We start from the raw sequence: 22,011 nt of genomic DNA on the forward strand, positions 1-22,011 counted from the left end.
TCCGATAAAAAGGGCTAAGGGCTAAGGGCTAAGGGCTAAGGGCTAAGGGCTAAGGGCTAAGGGCTAAGGGAAAGGACCAAAGCCCTAAAGCCGCGTCAAGGGTTATCTGGCGGTGTAGCCCAGGTGGTTGCTGACCTCGGAGAGGTAATCCTCGGGACGGTACGTGTCGTCCTTGTACAGGCGGTTGATCTCAGCCTTCCAGTTTCCATGGACCACATTGCCCTTCTCTTTGAGCAGGGCCGTATCGGCATCAGGGAGAGCGTAAAAAGAAACACCTCCGGCCCTGGCATCGGCAATCTGCGCCTCCTCCTGGGCCCGGGTCTCCTCCCGGATCTCGGCACAGACCTCGTGGACCACCTCGATAAAGGTGGCGCGGAGGTCCTCGGGCAGGCTCTCCAGCCAGGCGGTATTGAAGACCCAGATAAACAGACCCTGGGCATAGTTGACCTGGGTGTAGTGCTTGGCAACCTCGAATTTTTTCGTGATGTTGCACACCATGGGCGTGTGGTCAAGGCCGGTGATTACACCCTGCTTCAAGGAGACAGGCACGTCCGGCCAGGGCATCACCACCGGGCTCAGGCCCCAGGCGTCATACAGGGATTTGTTGACGCTGGCCTCGGCAATGCGAAACTTCACCGTTCCCGCCTCGGCAAGCTCGGTAACCGGGGTGGTGGTGGCCCATCCGTAGCTTCCGTACCCGGTGATATCAAGGCCCGTGATTCCCTGATGGGCCATGGCCCGCATAAAATGATCAAAAAGAGGCCCGCTCCGGGTAAACCTGTCCAGCTTATCGAAGGTGTTCACCAGGAAAGGCAGGTTGACCAGCCCGAACCTCGGCCCGAGGTTGGTGGCAGCCACCGAACTCACGGCCATCCCCTGGATAGCACCCATCTGAAGCTGTCCAAGGACCTCCACCTCGCCCCCCAGAACCGAAAGGGGCTTGTAGTCAAAATAGATCTTTCCGCCGGTGCGCTTCCACAGCTCGTCGCGGATGGCAAACCCGGCGTACACCCCCTTCATGACGGGGTGGGAAACATTGGACACAATGCATCGATAGGTTGCGGTGGACGGGTCAAAGTCAGGCTTCCATCGATCCAGGGGTGAGGTGGCCTGCGAGGCGGCAGACCCCTTGGGCTTCACCTCCTCCTTGACCTCCTGGTCCCTGCTGCACCCCCCGAAAACCAGCAGCCCGAGAAGGGCTGCCCCCACCATCATCATTCGTCGACCCATTGCCGTTTTTACCTTCGTCACTCTCGTTCTCCTTGCCTTCAAGTCGTATCAAAAACCGGTTGCGCCCCACCTGACCGTCGCCCATTTTATGACCGACGGTCACTTGCGGTTACAAAAAAAAGACGAACCGCTGGGTGGGCAGAAGGAAAACCTCTTGCCCACCTGCCCTGTTCGCCTGTCAAGGATTGTCGATGTGCAGCACCAGTGTACGGATGGCCGTGCGTAAATCCTCTTTGTCGATGCTGTTGGCCCCCAACAGGATCTGGATCAGGAAGCCTTCGAAAAGGGCAGTAACAATACCGCCCAGTTTCTTCGACGGATAGACAGGATCCCTGCGATGGGGAGCCACGATGTCTGCAAACAGATCGCTGGAGAGCCGGTAGAAACTCTTGTTGAGTTCCTTTCTCACGTCGTCATTGCCCGAGGCATGGATGGTAAACTCAAGGAAAACCCGGGCCCATTTGCCGTCGTCAAGGATCTGTTCCAGAAAATCGATGATCACCCCGATGACGTCGTCCATGCTGGAAGCCTGGTTCAGGGAATCCACGCGCCGGGCACGATAAAGCCGGTACTTCTCCTCCATGATGCTCAGAAACAGGTCGTCTTTGCTTTTCCAGTACCTGTAAAAGTTCCCCTTGGCATAACCGGCATGCTCGGTAATTTCAGAAATCGTGGTCGTATTGAACCCCTTCTCTCCGAAAAAATGAACCGCCGAGGCCCTGAGTTCATCATGGGTCTCCATGGATTTTTCCTGCTGTCGTCGCGCCATCTCACCACCTGTCTGTTCTCTTTAAAACCGGCAAAGCAAATATGTTCATTTTTTGACCGCCGGTCACATTTCGCTGATTATGGAAGACACCTCCCCGCCTGTCAACGAAAAAGAGGACAAATCAACGCGTCGTCCCTGACCCCCTTGATTGCCCATGCTAATACAGCCCGGCCTTTTCATCCAGGCCGGCCATGATGTTCATGTTCTGAACGGCCTGGCCGGAAGCCCCCTTCAGGAGGTTATCAATGGCGGACATGACCACCAGACGACCGCTGCGGGGATCCGATGCGAGGCCGATGTCGCAGAAATTCGTGTGCTGCACATGGAGAATATCCGGCACCGCTCCCTTCTCACGCAGCCGAACGAAATGGCTTGAGTCGTAGGTTTCGGCAAGGGCTTTTCTGGCGTCCTCTTCGGTTTTTCCGTCTGCAAGGGTGCAGTAGATAGTGGAGAGCATCCCCCGGGTGGCGGGGATCAGGTGCGGAATGAAGGTGATCTCCACATCGGCCCCGTGGGCGGCGGACAGCACCTCTTCGATCTCGGGCCTGTGACGGTGCCCATCCACTTTGTAGGCTTTAAACGACTCGTTGGCTTCACAGAAATGGGAGCCGAGAGAGAGGCCGCGTCCCGCACCGCTGACCCCGGACTTGGAGTCGGAAATGATCCCGTCTGCTTTGATAATCCCTGCTTTCAACAGCGGCACAAGGGCCAGCAGGATCGTGGTGGGATAGCACCCGGGGTTCCCCACCACCCGAGCCGTCCGGATCTCGTCCCGGTTGAGCTCGCACAGACCGTACACAGCTTGCTCTGAAATCTCAGGGGCGGTGTGGGGCTGGTACCAGTCTTCGTATTGCCCCACGTTGCGAAACCTGAAATCGGCCGAAAGGTCCACCACGCGAACCCCGCCCTCCAGGAGCCCGGGCACGATGTCCATGGGAATTTTATGGGGAAGCGCGGTAAAGGCGATGTCCACCCGGTCGCAAAACGTCTTGGTATCAAATGCTTCACAAACCAGCTCGCACCGCTCGGAAAGGGCCGGGTACACGTCGCTGATGGGGGTACCTTCGTATTGCCGTGAGGTAATAACGGTAAGTTCCACGTCAGGATGAACCGAAAGCATACGTACCAACTCGGCTCCGGTGTATCCCGTGGCACCGATAATTCCTGCCTTTATCATAAAATCGCCTCCAACTGTCGGTAATGGGTATTTCTTATATTTTTCGTGTCCCTTATACCCCCTGCCCCGCTTTTTTTCAACAGACCGTTTACCCTTGGCCCATGACACAAAAAAACAAAAACCCGGTGCCCTGCTCTAAAAAAAACATCCTCCCGGCCCGGCCAAAGGTGTGCCCCGCCACCCGTGATCCAGCGCGGGCAATTCTTTCATACCATGTTGACAATACATTATTTTGCCTATATTATTTGTCACTAAAGCGTGACACTGCACATGCTCTCCGCAAGCCGATGTTCCTTCGACGTACTCCGATCCCGTGTTCATATTTTTTCCGTTTCAGCTCAACGTGAAATGTCTCTGATGGCAATGCTTTTTCACCGGTACGACACGGTATGTTATTTTCAAGGTCCTTAAAATTGATGGCCTCGCAAAAAGTCGTGCACAAACCAAGAAAGTATCCCTTGGTGCGATTCGCCTTACCGCAATACCGTGGGTCTTCTCCACAGGCGCTTTCGACGATGGCTTTTTACGACAACATCATCGTTGCGTGTTTCCAAACTCCCTGCTTGTGCCTGATCACCTCATCGGAACCGGCCATCAATCGCCGGACCACCCTGGTATCAGGTGCGTAACAACCCATTCACATCAACGCATGCTCCGCCCTCAAGGAGGAACCCATGAACCAGGCTTTTACCGACATGATGAAAGGCTTTGACGTATGGAAGAGTTGGGATATGTCAAAGAACATGGAGATGTTCAACACATCCGATGCCGCACGCATGGGGGTCCGATTTATTGACTTCCAGAAAAGTGCCTTCAACACAACCTTTGACACCATGCTCAAGATGCAGGAACAGTCTCAGAAAGTGACCACTGCGTTCATGGCCGGCAACAAAGGAATCCCGGATTCCGGTCGTGCCTTTCTCGATGAGTGGCAGGCACAGCTCACCAGCAACCAGAACGAATTCCGGAAGTACATAACCGATCACTACGATCGGCTCATCGACATGCTGGAGCCCAAAGACAAGAAGTAGCAGTCTGATGTCGTATTTCAACATGCTCAAAGGCGCTTCCGAATCATGGCAGCGCCTTTTGTGTGTTTAAGCCTTTGATTTTTAAATGACCGCTCAGCCCCAATGGTGTGCTATGACAAAGAAAGCCCTTGTTATGGCTGCCCAGCGGTGGATAAGCCGCTCCGATTTCCAAATCTGTTTTGCAACAAAAATCACCGGTAAAAAAACGGCAACCCCACAACCCAAGGACCCCCACATGAACCCGCTGAACCTGATGCAACAGATTATCCAGTTCCAGAAAACATTCACCGACAACAGTTTCAGATCCATGGACCTTCTTCTGGAACACGGTGAAAGACTCCAGTATGCCTGGCTCGACAGGTTCTCCATCCTCCAGGGACCTACCCGGGAAACAGCGGCCCTCTGGCTTGATGCGAACAAAACCTCACGGGCGTACTGGCATTCCGCGGTCAACGCGGTCTTTGCACCCTTTGATCCGTGGGACAGGTCATGAGGTCAACCTCTCTTTTCCTTTGCGTTTTCCACCCGACACGGGTACACTCGCCGAAAAAAAACGACCCAAACGATTCACGAGGCCACCATGAAATGCCGTCCACACGTTGCCGCCCCTCTTCTCCTGCTGATCTGCGTCTTGTCCCTTGCTTCGCCGACCTTTGCCGATTCAGGAGCCCAGCGCCCTTCAGGCCTTACAGTCACAGCTGTGGGTGACATCATGCCGTCGAGCTCTTTTCCGAGCCGAACCTATCTGTCGTCCATACCGGATGAGACCTTGAGCCGTACCCTTGGTCCGATCCTGGAAAATGCAGACATCCGCTTTGGAAACCTTGAAGGCACCATGGCCGGCGACGCTACCTGCCTCAAGGCCTGCCGCGATTCAAAGACATGCTATGCCTTCAACATCCCCTTCGGGTATGCTGACACCCTGAAACGTGCCGGTTTTAACCTGTTCAGCCTGGCCAACAACCACATCAGCGATTTTGGGACACCGGGACGGGAACGCACGGTCCGCCACCTCGGGGAAAGCGGCATCGCCTGCGCCGGGACCCTTGAGAAACCCTGGGACATCCTCTACGCCAACGGGTTGTATGTCGGCTTCGCTGCCTTTGCCCCCCACAAGGGAGTGGCAGACCTTCTCGACCGGGATGCCGCAGTCAGACGTGTCCGCACCCTCAGCACCTTCTGCGATATCGTGATTGTCTCCATGCATGGAGGGGCCGAAGGAAGCGATGCAGGGCATGTGCCCCGACAGGATGAAATCTACCTGGGTGAAAACCGTGGGGACCTGTACGCGTTTTCCCATGCCGTGGTGGACGCAGGGGCCGACCTGGTCATCGGGCACGGTCCCCATGTGGTTCGGGGGATGGAACTGTACAAGGGACGACTCATCGCCTACAGCCTCGGCAATTTCTTCACCTGGGCCCGGTTCAATCTGGAAGGCCCCAAAGGACTGGCCCCGGCCCTCACCGTGAACTTAGGGCAAGACGGACGGTTCCTGAACGGAAGCATCCGTTCCCTTCGCCAACCTTACAGAAGCCTGCCCGTAGCAGACCCCTCCCACACCGCCGCAAAAGAGACGGCCCGCCTTTCCCGGGAAGATTTTCCGGAAAGCCCCCTTCGCATCTCCGATGAGGGTGAACTGTCGGTGCGTTAACCCGGATATTGCAAAAGAAAACCAAAAAAGATGCCTCCGGCGGCAAGGTGAGTCACCTTGAAAGCTGGTTACCGTTGCGCTTTAACCCTCGTTCCTCGGGTTAAATCACAACGGCATTCATGCGTGACGTGTATATTTATTTTTTTGTCTTAGCCCTTACCATAAAAAAACGGCAGCCCCTTTTAAGATAAGGACTGCCGTCGCTGGCTCTGCTGTCATGCCCTGCACCATACCTGAGGACACGGCACACCATGTTTAATGATGATCGCAGGCATCTCCGTGGCCGCCGCACACATCAATGGGCATAAACTCTTTGAGCTCACCATTCTCAAGCTTGGCAAGGTTGTCCCGCACCGTGCCCTCCACGGCTTTGTAGACGGGCACGTCTTTGTGCTTCAACTTTCCGAGGGCGCTTCCGCCGATCCCCCCCACCACCACAGCATCCACACTGCGACCGCCCAGGGCTTTCAAAGGCTGGCACTTGCCATGCTGATGATCCAGGTCCTGGTTCAACACCTTTTCACACACATTGGTCTCCGTATCGACAATCACAAAAAAATTGGCAGACCCAAAATGATTGTATACTGGACTCTCGAGTTCATCGAATTTTTCTGTCGGGAAGGCTATCTTCATGGGGAACGACTCTCCTTTAATGTCTGTGATCGGATTCATCATGCGATGATGCAGCGTCAACCGCTGCCTGAAAAACGGCGGTAAGGTGCCCAGGTGAACATGGCGACCCCACCATGAAACAATGAAAAAATATAGGGATTGAATCCGGGGTTGTCAACGGCGAGGGAACAATTGAGAAAAGGAGGGATCGGGCTCCCTACGCCGCGGAGAGCAGCGTTAATGCCAGGGAGCCCGAGGGTGAAAATAGTCTCTTGATCATGTAAGGTCTGACATTGGGAATCTTGATCTCATTGAGGTGGGATAAGGTTCTTGGATCAACCTTGTCAGAGGAGGCGTCCGAACCGAAGGTAACACAATCCTTAGCAGATTCATCGGGAATGTGTTAACCGTAAAAACACGGTAAAAATACGGTACCCCATACCGCGGCGCCTACATCTGCATCAGGTAGACCCTTAGATTTACCCCACTTTTCTTTAAGCCCAATTTTTCCCGAATACTGTCCCTGTAGGCATCGATGGTCCGGGGAGACAGGTTTAGAAGCTCTGCAATCTCCTTGGTGGTCTTCCCGCTGCGTACCAGCTGAGCCGTTTGAATCTCCGCCGGGGTCAGCCGGAAAAAACCGGCATTGACGTTCCGCGCGAAGGGAGACAGGATGTCATCGATGTTCTTTTCCAGCATCTCCACAAGATTCCCCTGGACAGGCGTCAACTGTGTCCCTTTCAGTCGATCGATGTAAGGCAAAATGAGGTCATCCACATTTCTCATCATATTTTCCCGGACCTCGGTCATGTTCTCATCGCTCTTGCTCAACATCTGCTTCAAGGAAATATTGGCCTCTGAGAGCTTCTCTCCGGACTCCTTGAGTTCCCGCTCCTTCTCCATAAGGGCGGTCTCTTTTGCCCTGCGGTCCGTCACCTCATTTTTCAGCACACGGTTGACCATCTGGAGCTTTTCCGCCTGGTCTTTCAGACTCTCGTACAGCCGGGTGTTCTCCATGGCGCCTGCCATCTGGGAGGAGAGTGTTTTCAACACACTCAGGCGCCGCCCCTCAAAGAGGTGATCCAGGGTGCGGTTTTCAAGGTAAAGGATACCGCACTGCCGGGACTGAACCATGGACGGGATGCAGATGGCACTGCCACACCCGAAATCATCAAAGTAAGGATCATAGACCACCGGAGGCTCGCCGTGGTTGTACTGAAGCAGGGTGCCTGTCCGGGCCACGTAATGCATCATCACTACCGGCAACCGGGTCTCCTCGGAAAGGGCCGAGGACCCGCAGAGCTCGATCTTATCCGTTCCGACCCCTTTCCAGGCCTCCAGCCGCACCTGGCCGTCATCCAGGCGGCAGACCGCCCCGGCTTCCGCCCCGCCGTACTCAAGGGCCGTGTGAACCAGTTTTTCAACGAGGCGATCGTAGTTCCGCTCCGTTGAAAGGGCCTCAAAGGCCCCGGACAACCCCTCCAGGTCGAGGATTCCCTCTCCTGAGCAACATGATGCCCCGCCATGATGGCTTCCGGCGACAAGGTCACCCGTGCCGGCCGCCCCCATGGACGGAAGTCGCCAGAGCACCTCTTCGTAATCCGTTTCAAGCTGGCGGGCCTTGGCCTCGGCCCCCCAGAACCGCCAAAGATTCACCGCATCGGTAAGGCACACCCTGGCCAGGCGCTTTCTGCCCATTTTCAAATAACAGAAGCCTGCCCTTTCGGATGCATAGGCTTCATGGAAGGTAAAATTGTTTTTCTTGGCCTTTTCCGCTGCCTGTTCAAAACACACCACCGCCTTCTGGACCTGCTTCCGGGCCAGCAGCAGCTCTCCCCGGACCATCTCATGGAGATGAGCAAAGTTGCACGGCGCGTCCACGGCCGCCTTGCCCAGGGTTTTTTCGATCTCCCTGGCCTGTTTCAACCACCCGTTCTGCTTCAACGGAAGCCCCTTCCCGCCATGCCTGGCACACACGGCCGCTGCAAAGGCCGAAAAAACCGGGATGGTATATGTGCTGGTAAAGGCATCAAGCATGGAGGCATACCGGCCCACATGGTGAAGGGCCAGGTCGTCGTCGCCGAAGAGAAAAGCGAGAAACCCCTTGGTAATATGATAGTTCAGCGCAGCGGTATGGTCGTTGGGCATGTCGCCCCCCCGGGGGCGCTCGTCGTCGGTAAAAAAGGGTCCGGAAAACTGCACGGGCTGAGCATGGGCGTCGGTGAGGTTGGCCACGGCCTGCTGAAGATTGCGCACGGTACCGGTAAAGGGCAGCCTGAGCCGTTCCATCTCCTCCCCGTACGTCACCATGTCCCGAGCCAGCTGATGCAGATCGTCGGAACCAAAAAACCGGGTATAAAACCACGCGGAGACAGCACCGCCTGCATATTCCGAATCCCCTTCGGCCAGGGACTGCTCGTAAGCACGCAGATAGAGCGGGAAAAGATCCTGGATGGGCTCCTTCCAGTGCTGGACCAGGCAGACCGTCAGGGACAGGGTCTTGCCCCGGACACCGGACCGCTGCTCTTTTTCGAGGAGCGCCAGGGCATTGTAGGCATGGGCCGTGCCCTTCTCCATCTTGGAGTCGACCCGAAGGCAGATGAACCCGTAGGCCGCAAGGAGAAAAGGGGTGTATTTGGACCGACCGTGCTTCAAGCTGTAGCGCAGGGCGGTGAAGATCATCAACGGAGAGAGGTCGCTTCCAGCCAGATAAGCCGCCATGGTGGCCGAGAAGAAAAGTTCCATGATGGAAAGATGCCCGGCATCCGTCATGACGGGAACCTGCTCAAACCCCTTTCGCCCCAATCTTGCAAAAGAACTTCGAATACGCAGGAGCCCTGCCAGCTGATGCATCCGCGTCACCTTCACGGGCAGGCGGAACCCGAACCGGCCGAGGGACTCCCGCGCAAAGGCGAGGGCCCCGGTCAGGTCGTTGGCGGCGATGGCTCCGCGTATTCTCATACGCCAGACATTCACGCAGTCCCAGTCGTTTCTCGCCTCCTTTTCCACGGTGACCACAAAGGCCTCCATGACCGCGTACTCCCCCAGAGCATACGCCGCTTCGGCGGCGGCAGAGGTCATCTCAAGGCACAAGACATACTCGCGTTGCCATCCCTCTTCACCGAGGAACCTTAATCCGCAGCGGAAGCACTCCAGGGCCTGACCGAAGGAGGAGGTCTCCATGGCCTGTTTACCGGCGTCAAGGTTCAGGAGGACAAGCTCCTTGCGATAGCTCTCTCGGATGGGCACCGAACCCGAGGCGTTGAACTGATAGACAACGTCAAACAGGTAAGGGCCGGGCCGATGCTTGAGCCCTTCGTAGATGTGCATCCCGGCGCTGAAATGGGCCATCTCCCGCTGGCCCTGGGTCATGCGCTCATAGGCGGCCTTCTGCACCAAGTCGTGGGTAAAACTGTAGCCCTCCCGGGTGCGCACGAAAATTTTCTTTTCACAAAGCGTCTCAAGGCCTTTTTTCACAATCTCTTCCGAGCGCTGGACCACCATGGCGAGGAGCTCGGGCACCACCTTGTGCCCAAGAAGGGAAGCGGCCTCCACGAGGCGCCGCATCTGCATGTCCAGGCTGTCCACCCGTTCCGACACCCAATGGGCGGCAGAGGTGCACATGGGAAGAGCCTCCAGCTTCTGCTGATTCCAGTGCCACCCCTCGCCATGGGGGCCATGGGCCCTGACCAGCTCCCCACCGGAGAGGATCCTTTCGAGAAAGGCGTTGACGTGATAGGGGATCCCCCCGGTCTTGGCATAGACCAGCTCCGCCAGGGGGGCAATCTTCTTTCTGTCCTCGCCCAGGGACATGGCAAGGAAGGTCTCCACGGCGAGGCTGTCCAACCCCTGGATGGGCATCACATCCACGATGCCGTCTTTCTTCATGGTTCCCGCCTGAAAGAAAGAATCCACCAGGGCGCTTTGGCTCTCACTGGTCCGAAACGCAGCCAGCAACCCCACCTTCTCCCCGGAGATGCCCGTCAAAAGATTCAAAAAAAGGCGGGAGTCCTCATCGGCCCACTGGATATCATCGATGAAGAGAATGAGCGGGCGGCCCATCTGCTTAAAGACACGGAAAAAATTCACCATGGCCATGTGGGTGACATTGGCCTTGGCCGACGACTCAAGTTCCATGGGAACATCGTCCGGCGGTGTGTCCAGAAGCAGGGAGAAGTCAGGCACCATGGACGAAAGGACAAAGGCCCCGTCCCCCATGAGGCGCTTGACCACCTTTCGCCACTCCCGAAGCCTGTTTTCGGGCTCCCCGAGGAGGGTGCGTACCACCTGCTGTAACGCAACAACAAAGGCGGAACCGGGTCTCTCCACGCTCTGGTCAAATTTGCCCGTGGCCACGATGACCTCAGGGTAGTGCTGGCGAGCGTATCGACAAAGCCACTCCGCAAGGACCGTTTTGCCGCAGCCGGAGGCCCCGGAAAGGACCATGACCCCCGGTCTTTCAAAGGGAACGGCGCCGGCCTCCACGATCCCCTTGAGCCATTGCACCAGCTCCCGTTTTTCATCTTCCCGGCCGCAGAGCACCCCCTCGCCATGGAGCATGGGGGGCCGGATGCTCAGGCAATCCACCGACTCACCGGTGCGCATACCCGCTTCAAGCCCCTCGATAAGAGCCTCGGCAGAGGGAATCCGCCCCTCCGGGTTGCGGTTCATGAGGCTCATGATGATCTCGTCGAGCCAACGGGGGATTTCCAGGCAGAGGGTACACGGACGGGCGGGTGTCAGGGCCACCCTGGAGTGGATCATGCCGCCCACGGTGTCCATGTCAAAGGGAAGGCGCCCGGTGAAGGCCTCATACATCACGACCCCCCAGAGAATAGAGGTCACTGCGGTGCTCAGGCTCCCCTTCCCTGGCCACGGACAGCTCCGGTGCGCTGTAGGCCAGGGCCGTGAGCAGGTGATCCACGCCGTGAAAATCGTCGTCCCGGATCACCCCCGGCTCATGGTTGAAACCCTCCAGCTGTACCCGGCCTGTGTCTGAATCGATAATGATGTGCGATGGGGTGATGTGACCGTGGACCACACCGGACTGGTGACAATAGGAGAGCGTGCGGGAAAGATCGAGGAACCAGGCGATAAGGGTCTCACGGCTGGGGGTACCTGTCTCCATAAGCCTCGACAGGGGTTCGCCGCCGGTATCTTCAAGGATGAGGGTGAGCCCCAGGGAGGTCTGCTTCAGCCCGAAGGTTTTGACGATGCCGGGATGGGACAACTCCCGGAGCGTGATGTGTTCATGTTTGTACATCTCCACTTCGGATTCGCCGGGCCGCTCATTTTTGAGCACCTTTAAAATCACGTTGTGGCTGTACGCCGTGCTCCATGCCCTGTAATACGCGGATATCCGATCCTGAAAAACCAACTCCGGCTGAACAAACTCGTCAATAACAGCCATGCGCGCCCCCTTCCATCTCCGTGGCAGCCTGAGAACCCGCCAACGGACGCGCACCAACCCACCCTTCTCGTCTTCCCCCGGGGCCTTTTCCAACAGTAAAAACCGACAATCAGGCTGCAGGGCGCAGGATATCCCGAGCACCTTCGCCCCTGCCGTCAAACCAATTCTCTTCGACGATTGAATGTGTTATCCACCGGGGTCATCGTCGGTTCTACCCATCACGTCGCAGGAAGTCAATACAGATCACATCTGTAACTATTCAGCTTGCCTCCGGCGGATCGCTTTTTTGAAAAAAAGCGCCGCAAAACGTTCCCAATGGCAGGAAGGGAAAAAAGGGACGGCTTTTCCGCTGGACCTGCCACAAGGAATCAGCCCCTCATCACCCCGCCACCGGAGGCCGCCCGGCAAAGAGCTGCTCCACGGCCGCTTCGTAGACCGCGGGATCGGTGATACGGCGAAGGGGCTTGAAGAGGCGATCGCCGTTATCAAAGGCGTCTTTGAAGTAGACCCAGAAGGCTTTCATCACGCTGGTCACGTGCCCGGGGCCGTCAAGCCTTGCCACCTGCCGCTCGTAGATGGCGTCGTGAAATCGCTTTAAAAGCTGCAATTTCGTCTCTTCATCAAACCGTTCGCCCTTGATCTCAGCCGGGAGAAACGGGTTGGAGATCACCCACCGCCCGATCATCCAGTCCGAAATGGAGGGAAATCGCTCCGACAGCTCCCTGAAGCGAGACAGGGACCAGAGGTCTCCGTTGTAGATCACCCGATGCGTGATCTCAGGGAGCATGGCCTCAAAAAAATCGAGGTCCGGCCCCCCCTTGTACATCTGAACCCCGGTACGCGGATGCACCGTCAGGTCTTCAAGGGGATAGCGGTTGTAAATGGGAACAAGGGTGTGGAACTCTTCCCGGGTATGACGCCCCAGGCGCGTCTTGATGGAGAGGCGCCCTTTCATCCCGCCCACCAGGCGCTCCAGGAGGGCATCCAGCTCATCGGGAAAACAAAGGATCCCCGACCCCTTCTTTTTTTTCGCCACCATTTTATAAGGGCACCCGAGGTTCAGGTTCACCACGGGGTGGCCCAGGTCGTAGAGCCGGTTGGCAAGGAGCACGAGATCATCGGCCACATTGCCCATCATCTGGGGAATCACGGGCATCTTCGTGTTGAGGTCCGGCAGGACATCGTTCCACTCCCGCTCCTTGGACCGCCCTTCGGGGAGCGCAGAGATAAACGGGGAGACGGCAACGTCCATGCCGGAGAAAATCTCCGCATAAACGTCCCGGAAAAGCAATTCGGTGTAGCCCTGCATGGGGGCAAGCCAAAGTCGATGTGTCATGGTCTCACCATAAAAAAGTGACCGTCGCTGCATGGAGCGCGGTCACGGAATGTGCATGCTGCTGCGGGCAAGGGGTGCCCGCAGCCAGACGCTGAATAAAATCTGATTTTTTCTTACCTGATATGAATCGTGGTGGCTGCTGTAAAAACCGCCAGGAGCAGGCTTGCTGCTGTCACCACACCGCACAGGAGGGCCAGGAACTTGTCTCTCTGGGATTCCCGCTTGCGCTCAAGGTAGCCAAGGGCCCAGGCCAGGCCCGCCCCGGCGATGATGCCACCGCCGTGGGCCCAGTTGTTGATCCCCGGCACGACGAACCCGAACAGGGCGATGCTCACCACCCAGCCGCTCACCTGACGGTAGACGGCGTTGCCGTAAGCCCCTCCCCGGCTCTTGCCGAAGTAAAGGGCCGCCCCCACCAGGGCACATACCGCCCCTGAAGCGCCGATGGTAAAGGTGACACCGGCAAGGAACGACACCAGATAACTCGCCACGCCGCCCAGAATAAAGATAATCACCAGGCGATAGGTGCCGAACTCGCGCATGACAAAGGGCGCAAGGTTTCGAAAGGCGAGCATGTTGAATACAATGTGCAGGACACTCCCATGGAGCCAGTTGGCAGCCACCAATGACCACCAGTGCCCCGCCACCTTGATGGGATACACCCCGGAGGCCCCCAGAAACAGCATGGCCTCATTGGACGGAGAAAACAGGCTCAAGGGGTTGCCGGTGATGCCGATGCCCTCCCCCCTCACCATACTGACCGCAAGGGACACGATATACATCACGACATTGACACCGATGATCACCTTAAAAATAAGGTCGGGATCGGACATCCCGCGGACCATGGCGTTGTTCTTAAGCCCGGAACCGGGTTTGCGGATCCCGCAGTAAGGGCACAAGGGCTCGTCGTTGCTGATAAGACGCCTGCAGTTGGGGCAAAGCAGGGACGTTCGGGAAGGTTTTCTGGTCATGACGCCTCGTTGGGTGAATGAATACAGGGCTAAACGACGGGACACCGGTGGCGATATCCTGACAGTGAGGAGAGAACACAGCCGACCCAGGTCCCGGCCACAGGCCTGCATCCTTCCCCGTGGGGTTGCACGGAATCCATCATAGAAGATCCGTGCCACGGCTTCAATAAAAATGGTCAGGGGAGCAATTCGAAACCGCCTGGTAGAGGTAGCCGTACGGGCAGGCAGGCCTTCACGGCACCAGGCGGTTTTACAGGCAGGTCACTTTTTAAAGGTAAGAACGGGATCCGCAGGGAGAGCAAGGCCGACACTGACCTCAAGGGTTTTTAAAATGGCTGCGGGCACAGGGCAGGAGACATGGGGAAGATGGGCCGTACACAGGGTGATCACCTTGGACTGCCCCTTGGCAAACAGTTCATTCATGACATCCAGGGGCTCATCCCCCAGGGCTTCACCCACCTTTTTCAGGTTCGGACACGCCGTTTCAAGGGTGCACACCGCCTTGTACCGCTCCGTCGGGTCGGCCTTGATCACCGTCTTGAACCCACACACACCTGCAAACACTTCCATTTCCGTCATGTGACATCCTTTCACCCGGGCGGCCTTCCCACATGGAGACACCCCGTAATGCGTATAAAATAAGGCAAAAAATCACAGAGACCCCACACCGGTCATCCCCTTCGTCAAGGCAGGGCACCTTACCGAAAGGAACGTGACCCGGCCGGGCCCCGTATCAAACGGCAAGAGTATAGGACGATTCACAATCAAACACAAATCAGTAAAATAAAACGCAACGATTCAGCGCAGCATAACCTCTAAATTAAGGACGTAAACTTTTTCCAAAGTACGATCCGCCCACGGCATGAGCCCATGTGCCTGCCCGTGCTTTCACGGCACCTTACATTGACACGCGGAAGAGCGTTACTGTATAAACGATTTTTGCCATGCGCCGCCCTGCCGGGTCCGCTGGCCAATGCAATCTGTTCCACCGCACATATGGGGCCGGGTACCCGATGTTCCGAGGTATCCGGCCTCTTTTTTTGGGCTTTTTCGCCCACAATGAAGATTGGAGAATGCGAAGGTATGCAACAGAAAGGAAAGAGGGACCAGTTCGGAAGCCGGCTGGGATTTATTCTGGCGTCCGCAGGGTCCGCCGTAGGGCTTGGAAACATTTGGCGATTCCCGTATGTCACAGGTGAAAATGGAGGGGCTGCCTTTGTTTTTATCTATCTTCTGATGGTTTTTTCCTTGGGGTTTACCGTCATGCTGGCGGAATTTACCCTGGGGCGCAACACCCAGCGGAACAACGTGGGAGCGCTTATGCGCTTGGGAGGCAAAGCCTGGTCCATGGTGGGGTGGCTGGGAATTGTGGCCTCCATCATTATTCTTTCATTTTACGGCGTCATCGGCGGCTGGACCATCAAGTACGTTGTCTCGGTGTTCCAGGGACTGCCCACAGGTGCCGATGCAGCGGCCCAGGCAGGCCAGGCCTTTGAAGGGTTCATCACCCACTCTCCGTCCGTCATTTTCTACCAGGCCCTGTTCATGGTAGCCACCATCTGGGTCGTCTCCAAAGGAATCGGCCAGGGCATCGAACGGTTCTGCAAAGTCCTCATGCCCGCCCTGTTTTTGATCATGGTGGTTCTTGTGGTGCGTTCCCTGACCCTGGACGGAGCCATGGCGGGCATTTCCTTTTATCTCAAGCCCGATTTTTCCAAGGTAACCGGCGGCATGTGCCTGGCCGCCATGGGGCAGGCGTTCTTCTCCCTGAGCCTCGGCAACGGGGGCATGCTCACCTACGGAAGTTACCTGAAAAAAGAGGAGCCCCTGCCTTCTTCGGCATTCCAGATCTGTATCCTGGACAGCCTGGTGGCCTTCCTTTCCGGCCTCATCATCTTTCCTGCGGTTTTTGCCTTCGGATTTGAACCGGCTTCCGGGGCGGGCCTCTCCTTTGTGACCCTGCCGGCGGTCTTTTCACAGATGTTCGGCGGCGTCTTCTGGGCGGGTCTCTTTTTCCTCCTGCTGGTCATCGCCTCTCTGACCTCGTCCGTCAATATGCTTGAGGTGGTCTGTGCCCACTTTATCGATGAAAAAGGGTGGTCCCGACGCAAGGCACCCTGGGCCATCGGCTTCGGCATTTTTCTCCTGGGCGTTCCGTCGGCCATCTCCCTTGCCGGAGGCCTCAAGGTGTACGGAAAGAGTTTTTTAGACACCATGGATTTCATCGCATCCAACCTCATGATGCCCTTGGGCGGCCTGTTCATCCTTCTTTTCACCGGCTGGGTCATCGCGGACATCGCCAAACGTGAGGTCACAAACGAAGGCAACGTCTCCTTTGCCCTGCTGCCCGTATGGCAGGTGGCCTGCAAGGTGGTTGCCCCCCTTGCCGTCGGCTACATCTTCTTCCAGGGGCTGGCCTGGTAACAGACGAACACAAAACCCCCGGCCCCATTGCCGGACACGCAACACGAGGTGATCATGAGCGACTACTCCATTTTTATCGGGCTGCTGGCCCTCTACATCGGCAGCCTCGTCGGCATCGGCCTGTATTACAACAAAAAACAGAAAACCAGCGTGGACTTCTTTCTGGCGGGCCGGGAACTCAACGCCCTGTCCATCGGGTTTTCCGCCGCGGCGTCCTGGCTGACGGCAGGAGCCCTCTTGGCTGTCACCGGCTTTTTTATGCTCCTTGGCATGGGGTCTGTCTGGGGCTTTGTGGCTCCCAACATCATCGCCCTTCTCGTCATTGCCCTTTTGGTCAAAAAGCTTAAGCGCCTGCCGGCCATCACCCAGCCGGAGCTCCTTGAGATGCGCTACGGAGGATCCCTCAGGGGACCCGTGGCCATCATCATCACCATCGTCATGATCCTTTTTGCCGTCTCGGACATCAAAGGGTTTTCCATGGTGCTTGAAATCTTTTACGGCCTGGACTCCCTCTACTCCGTGCTTATCGTGGGGGCCGCCGTGGCCCTTTATGTAAACCTCGGAGGGTTTTCCGCCGTGGTCTTTACCGACCGCATCCAGTTTACGTTCCTCTTCCTCTTTGTCATGGCCATGGCCGCCATGACCACGGGAGCGGCAACAGATGCTGACGCCGCCTTGAGTTTTTCCAGAATGATGGGCGAAGTCCCGGCCACATGGTACAACCCCTTCTCCGTCGGGCTGCCCATGGTGCTGATCTTTACCCTCTCCATCGTCCCCGGCTGGATTACCGAACAGGACCCCTGGCAAAAGGTGTGGGCGGCAAAAGATGACAAGGCCGCGCAAACCGGGATGATCATCGGCGCCGTCCTGGTGACCCTTGTCTTTGCAGGCTGCGCCGTCATTGCCGTTGCCCTCAACCGGATTTACCCGGACATCGCCGCTGCGGGCTTTCCCGCAGGCATGGCCAAGGCGGAACCGGCCCTGCTGGTCTTCATCAAGGCAAGCGGTTTCTCCAAGTTCGGCTTGGCCCTGTGTGCCATCGGCCTTGCCACCGCCGCCATGTCCTGCGCCGACACCTTTGCAACCTCCGGTGCCTCGTGTATCTCCCGGGACATCTACCAGCGATACATCAACCCCGATGCCGATGAAAAAAGCATCATGCGCATCAACCGCCTCTCCGTGCTGTTCATCATCGGCGCGGCCACGGCCTGTTCCTATTTCATCCACAACATCATCGAGGCGATCCACATCGCCACTTTCATCGCCAGTGCCTCCTACTTCTTCCCCCTCATGGGCGGCCTCTTCTGGAAGCGGGCCACCCGCAAAGGCGCCGTGGCGGGCCTTGTCTGCGGTGCCGGGGTCCAGATCACCCTTGTCATCATCGACCTGGTGAAAACCCCGCCCATGGCCCCCGGGTATCTGGAGTCCCTGTCTCCCCTGCTCTCCGGCCACGGCGTCATCGCCGGCATGCTCATCAGCGGCATTGCCTTCGTGGCGGGCTCTTATGCCGACAAGCCCGTTGACGAAAAGCAGCTCGATCTTTTCTTCACCAGCTAAAAAAATAGGGACGCTCTTGGTCCAAGAGCGTCCCTAACCCAGATATTTCATGAGAAAACGAAAAATCAGGCTGGCAGGTCCCGATGGTGAAAAAGGAACTTGCCCTGCTTCCTGCACTCCGCCCAGAACATGTTGGAGCCGTCAAGGGCGGGCTCTTTGGGGATGGGCTGGGCCACGGCCCCTGCCATGGTGGCCTCGCTGATCTTTCCATCCGTCACAAACTCCCTGCCGGCCTGGCGAACAGCCTCATGGATGGCGGCCACCTCTTTGGGAAGAAGGTCTTCCATGGCCAGGATATAGGAGTTGGGCCGCAGGAGCTCCCCTGCGTAGTCGGCCTGAAAGTTCTTGCAGATACGTTTCACATGATCCACAAGCCCGTCAAAGTTGTCCATCTCCCAGAATCCGCAGACGCTCATAAGAAAAAGGCTCGGAATTTTTGAGATGCGGGACTTGTGACGGTAATGGCCGTCCACCATTTCAAACTCGGGCTCCACAAGGGGGATGATCCGATCGGTGAAGGTCTTCATCTGGGCCGTCATCCCGTCCACATACAGGGGCGTGGCAAGAATGAGCACATCGGAGGCCGCCACCTGCTCCAGGATTTCCGGCATATCGTCCTTGTGGATGCACTCCCCGGGGGTGCGCACCCAGCAGTTGAAGCACCCGTCGCAATACCTGATCTTTTTATCGGCCACATTGAACTGTTCCACCTCAGCTCCCGCTTCAGCAGCCCCTTCAAGGAACAGGTTCAACAGCAAATGAGTCATTCCCTTTTTCTTTGTCGGGCTTCCGTTTACAGCCAGAATCTTCATGCTCTCTCTCCTTATCAAAGCAATGGGATAAGATACTGTCATTCCCGGACGCATCACCGACCAGGCCACAATCAACGGGAAAGACAGGTTTTATGAGTGTCAGGCTGCCACAAACCCCGTCAAATAGCAAAGACGTACCCCATAAAAAAGCGCGATCCACGCAATAAGGAAAAGAGCATATCACAGCTCATGCCGGCAGCCCGCGTTCCACCCCGCCCATGGTTTTCCTCCTGCAAACCATGCGGGTCTCTCTCCAGCCCATCCGGTTGTAAAATCCCAGGGCCTCAAGGTTGGTTTGATCGGCGAGGAGCTGAAGCCTCAGGGCGCCATGACTCTCAGCCCAGATCTCCACAGAGGAGAGAAGCATGGCACCCAGGCCTTTGCCCCTGTGATCCTCGGCAACCACAAGGTCCTCTACCAGGGCCGAGAGCCCCCCTTCGGCTGTGGACACAAGGCACTGGGCGCTGCACATCCCGACGATACGGCCCCCGGATTCCACACACTGGATCACCGAACCCTCCAGGCCCATGAGCATGCGCAGCCCCCGGCCCTGGATTTCCGGATCAATGGTAAAATCCTGTTCCAGGGCGAACAGAACCCCAAGGAGGGACACCAGCTGCCCGATGTCCCCTTCCCGTGCCTGCCTCAGCCGATACCGGCGATCTCTCATCGCCTCAGGCCTCAACGGCCGTCAAGAGATACGCATCCGCCACCGTGCCCTCTTCAATGGCGTCGAGAACCGCGTCGATGGCCTCTTCGGAGTCGATGCCCCCATACCAGTGATTTTCAGGATAAACCACCAGGATAGGCCCCCGCTCACACTGCTTGAGGCACCCGGTACTCGACAGAAGCACATCGCCCATGCCGCGGTCCAGGATCTCCTCTTCAATGTACTGAAGAAGGGACACCGAGCCTTTTTTGTGGCAGAGCCCCTGGGGTTCCCCTGAGACTCGGTAACTTGCACACACAAAAATATGATGTTTCGGACATTCCATGGTCTGCTCCTTTATTCTATGAGTGTAATGGTTCAACTGTGGCTTCTATGGTTAAAGTGCATAAAAGAAAGCCTCCGGCGGCCCTGCCGGGGGCCAAACTTTTAAAAAGTTTGACAAACAGGTCTTAAGCAAGCCTTTCCAGGCTCCGCCGAAATAATCTCCACTTTTTCACATTAGAAACGTTTTTTTGCGGAGCTTTTTTTCAAAAAAGCGACCCGCCGGAGACAAGCTGAATAGTTACATGTAGTTCACGATTTTCTGCTCGATTTTCTCACCCTTCGGGAGAGAGCATTCACCGATGGCGTAGCCGGTAGACAAAGATGCCGCGACTACGGGGTTCCATCACCCGCACCCCATGCCCATACCGGAACACGCCTCTCCTCGCCGCCTCGGGGTACGTTTCACCATGCCGTCAAGGCTCCTGCCATCAAACACCGCTGCCAGGGCCTCATCGATGAGACCTTCAATGACATGCACATCCACGCCGCTTTCCGTCATGGCTTTGCGGGGCGCGTCCCCGATGCCGCTGACAAGGAGGGTGGAGCAGTCGGCAAGGCGCCCTGCGAGTTCACGCCACCGTTCGGCACCGGTGCCAGCCCCCGGGGTGTCCCGGGTCTCCAGATAAACGAACTTTCCCTTTTTTTTGCCGAACACCCTCAGCTCCACGGCCTCGCCCAGATGCTGATTCACCAGCAACCCTTCCATGGAGGCCACAGCCACAAAGGGCCGGTCACTGTGGGTGGTCCGGCAACTCTCTTCCGGAGACTCCCACACGGAGTCGGGCACCTCGGGCATGAGCTCACACGCCTTGAGTTTTTCCATGAGCCCGGTGTCCTGAACGTCACCCAGACACCCCACGGCGTCGGCACGACACCGGGCGCAATGGGTCATCTGCCGGATATGGGCCCCGGCCTTTTTCCTGACGGCGGCAACATCCTCAGTGGAGGGCTCCCTGATGTGGGCAAAGGCCGAGCCTTTGTTTTCATGGAAGGGCAGGCAGTTGAAGATATCTACCCCGAGCCCTGCCACTGTCTTTGCGATCTCCACGATGTGATGGTCATTGATCCCCGGGATCATGATGGCGTTGACCTTCACCATGATCCCTGCCTTTTTCAGGGCCTTGATGGCACCAAGCTGACGCTCCATGAGCAGGGCAGCGCCCGCCTGGGAACCGATGACCCGCTTGCCATCCCGCACCCAGGCATAGACTTCCGCCCCCACGGCCGGGTCCACGGCGTTGACCGTGACGGTCACATGGCCGGTGTCCAGTGCGACCAGATCATCGATGAAGGGCGCAATGCCCAGCCCGTTGGTGGCCAGGCAGAGGATCACCTCCGGGTAGGCCTGCCGAACCAGGCGCAGGGTCTCCATGGTCTGGGAAGGGTTGGCAAAAGGGTCCCCGGGCCCGGCGATGCCCACCACCGAGATGTTCTTCTTTGCCTCGAACACATGCTCCAGGTACACCAGGGCCTGATACGGTGAGAGCACCCCGCTGGTAACCCCGGGGCGGCTCTCATTGACGCAGTCGAATTTCCGGTCGCAGAACCGGCACTGGATGTTGCACCGGGGGGCCACCGGCAGGTGGACCCGCCCGAAACGCTTGCGGGCATTGACGTTAAAACAGGGATGATTGACGCTGTTGATATCCTTATCTGGTTTCATGGCTCTCTCCTGTAATCTCTGTAAACATCCCGCCTGGAGCAAGATGATCCGCCGTGGACAAATGCGCGAATGACGAGGCATTCGCACATCTTTTATTGTCACTATTCAGCCTATATCTCCGGTTGCTGAACGTTTGCCTGATAGTATAAAGATGGGTTTTACAAACAGGCATTAATGGCTCTTCTTGAATGAAGTTTGGGCCTTGGTTATCGTTTGGCCACGCCCTTCGAATAAACCGAGAAAAATCCACCGAACCGGAACGTCGCACTCCGGTACGGCTTTTAGTCCGTCGTTACCCGAGCCGCACCGGAGTGCGCGCTCCAGGGGACACGGGTGTTCGGGGGGGGGGGGGGGGGGGGGGATGTAAACAGGCC

Annotated in this window: 18 protein-coding genes; 5 read left to right on the forward strand and 13 right to left on the reverse strand. The window is 57.2% G+C overall.

The window, feature by feature from the left end; all coding sequences use genetic code 11:
- Positions 1–102 precede the first annotated feature (102 nt).
- The 3 genes from BLQ12_RS18580 to argC all read right to left on the reverse strand — a co-directional run bounded on the left by BLQ12_RS18580 (position 103) and on the right by argC (position 3,176).
- Entirely contained in the window at positions 103–1,251 is a 1,149-nt protein-coding gene (locus BLQ12_RS18580; protein ID WP_254782081.1) for a TRAP transporter substrate-binding protein, read from the reverse strand.
- A gap of 157 nt (positions 1,252–1,408) precedes the next feature.
- Entirely contained in the window at positions 1,409–1,999 is a 591-nt protein-coding gene (locus BLQ12_RS18585) for a TetR/AcrR family transcriptional regulator (RefSeq protein ID WP_092212852.1), read from the reverse strand.
- 157 nt (positions 2,000–2,156) lie between these two features.
- Positions 2,157–3,176, reverse strand: coding sequence for an N-acetyl-gamma-glutamyl-phosphate reductase (gene argC, locus BLQ12_RS18590; protein WP_092212854.1), 1,020 nt, complete (start codon positions 3,174–3,176; stop codon positions 2,157–2,159).
- A 674-nt stretch (positions 3,177–3,850) separates the two neighbouring features.
- On the opposite strand from argC, the gene BLQ12_RS18595 reads away from it, so the two are divergent.
- The 3 genes from BLQ12_RS18595 (at position 3,851) to BLQ12_RS18605 (ending at position 5,858) form a co-directional block, all read left to right on the forward strand.
- Complete coding sequence (locus BLQ12_RS18595; RefSeq protein WP_092212856.1) at positions 3,851–4,207, forward strand: hypothetical protein; 357 nt, start codon at positions 3,851–3,853, stop codon at positions 4,205–4,207.
- Between the two features lie 235 nt (positions 4,208–4,442).
- Positions 4,443–4,700, forward strand: coding sequence for a hypothetical protein (locus tag BLQ12_RS18600; protein WP_139164029.1), 258 nt, complete (start codon positions 4,443–4,445; stop codon positions 4,698–4,700).
- Between the two features lie 87 nt (positions 4,701–4,787).
- The gene (locus BLQ12_RS18605) at positions 4,788–5,858 is read left to right on the forward strand and encodes a CapA family protein (RefSeq protein WP_092212860.1); all 1,071 of its coding nucleotides are present in this window, start codon (positions 4,788–4,790) and stop codon (positions 5,856–5,858) included.
- Positions 5,859–6,113: 255 nt separating this feature from the next.
- Here the strand turns inward: BLQ12_RS18605 and BLQ12_RS18610 are convergent, their stop codons facing one another.
- The 6 genes from BLQ12_RS18610 to BLQ12_RS18635 form a co-directional block, all read right to left on the reverse strand.
- On the reverse strand, positions 6,114–6,491 hold the full coding sequence (locus BLQ12_RS18610; RefSeq protein WP_092212862.1) for a NifB/NifX family molybdenum-iron cluster-binding protein: 378 nt from the start codon (positions 6,489–6,491) through the stop codon (positions 6,114–6,116).
- Between the two features lie 429 nt (positions 6,492–6,920).
- Positions 6,921–11,315, reverse strand: a complete 4,395-nt coding sequence (locus tag BLQ12_RS18615; RefSeq protein ID WP_139164030.1) for an AAA family ATPase — start codon at positions 11,313–11,315, stop codon at positions 6,921–6,923.
- Complete coding sequence (locus tag BLQ12_RS18620; RefSeq protein ID WP_092212866.1) at positions 11,281–11,880, reverse strand: protein kinase domain-containing protein; 600 nt, start codon at positions 11,878–11,880, stop codon at positions 11,281–11,283. The genes BLQ12_RS18615 and BLQ12_RS18620 overlap by 35 nt, the downstream gene beginning before the upstream one ends.
- A gap of 379 nt (positions 11,881–12,259) precedes the next feature.
- Positions 12,260–13,216, reverse strand: a complete 957-nt coding sequence (locus BLQ12_RS18625; protein ID WP_175469927.1) for a tRNA dihydrouridine synthase — start codon at positions 13,214–13,216, stop codon at positions 12,260–12,262.
- A gap of 113 nt (positions 13,217–13,329) precedes the next feature.
- Positions 13,330–14,187, reverse strand: a complete 858-nt coding sequence (locus BLQ12_RS18630; protein ID WP_092212870.1) for a rhomboid family intramembrane serine protease — start codon at positions 14,185–14,187, stop codon at positions 13,330–13,332.
- 261 nt (positions 14,188–14,448) lie between these two features.
- Positions 14,449–14,766, reverse strand: coding sequence for a DUF6951 family protein (locus BLQ12_RS18635; RefSeq protein ID WP_092212872.1), 318 nt, complete (start codon positions 14,764–14,766; stop codon positions 14,449–14,451).
- Between the two features lie 504 nt (positions 14,767–15,270).
- Here BLQ12_RS18635 and BLQ12_RS18640 point away from each other — a divergent pair.
- Entirely contained in the window at positions 15,271–16,611 is a 1,341-nt protein-coding gene (locus BLQ12_RS18640) for a sodium-dependent transporter (RefSeq protein ID WP_092212874.1), read from the forward strand.
- Positions 16,612–16,665: 54 nt separating this feature from the next.
- Complete coding sequence (locus tag BLQ12_RS18645; RefSeq protein WP_092212876.1) at positions 16,666–18,168, forward strand: sodium:solute symporter family protein; 1,503 nt, start codon at positions 16,666–16,668, stop codon at positions 18,166–18,168.
- 65 nt (positions 18,169–18,233) lie between these two features.
- Here the strand turns inward: BLQ12_RS18645 and BLQ12_RS18650 are convergent, their stop codons facing one another.
- The 4 genes from BLQ12_RS18650 to nifB form a co-directional block, all read right to left on the reverse strand.
- Positions 18,234–18,980 (reverse strand): flavodoxin family protein, encoded by a 747-nt coding sequence (locus BLQ12_RS18650; RefSeq protein ID WP_175469928.1) that lies wholly within the window; start codon positions 18,978–18,980, stop codon positions 18,234–18,236.
- Positions 18,981–19,167: 187 nt separating this feature from the next.
- Positions 19,168–19,650 (reverse strand): GNAT family N-acetyltransferase, encoded by a 483-nt coding sequence (locus tag BLQ12_RS18655; RefSeq protein WP_092212880.1) that lies wholly within the window; start codon positions 19,648–19,650, stop codon positions 19,168–19,170.
- 4 nt (positions 19,651–19,654) lie between these two features.
- A complete protein-coding gene (locus BLQ12_RS18660) occupies positions 19,655–19,975 on the reverse strand; it encodes a (2Fe-2S) ferredoxin domain-containing protein (RefSeq protein WP_092212882.1) in 321 nt (106 codons plus the stop codon).
- A 342-nt stretch (positions 19,976–20,317) separates the two neighbouring features.
- Entirely contained in the window at positions 20,318–21,637 is a 1,320-nt protein-coding gene (gene nifB / locus BLQ12_RS18665; protein ID WP_175469929.1) for a nitrogenase cofactor biosynthesis protein NifB, read from the reverse strand.
- Between the last annotated feature and the right edge of the window lie 374 nt (positions 21,638–22,011).

Source organism: Desulfoluna spongiiphila, from assembly GCF_900101345.1.
Lineage (GTDB): Bacteria > Desulfobacterota > Desulfobacteria > Desulfobacterales > Desulfolunaceae > Desulfoluna > Desulfoluna spongiiphila.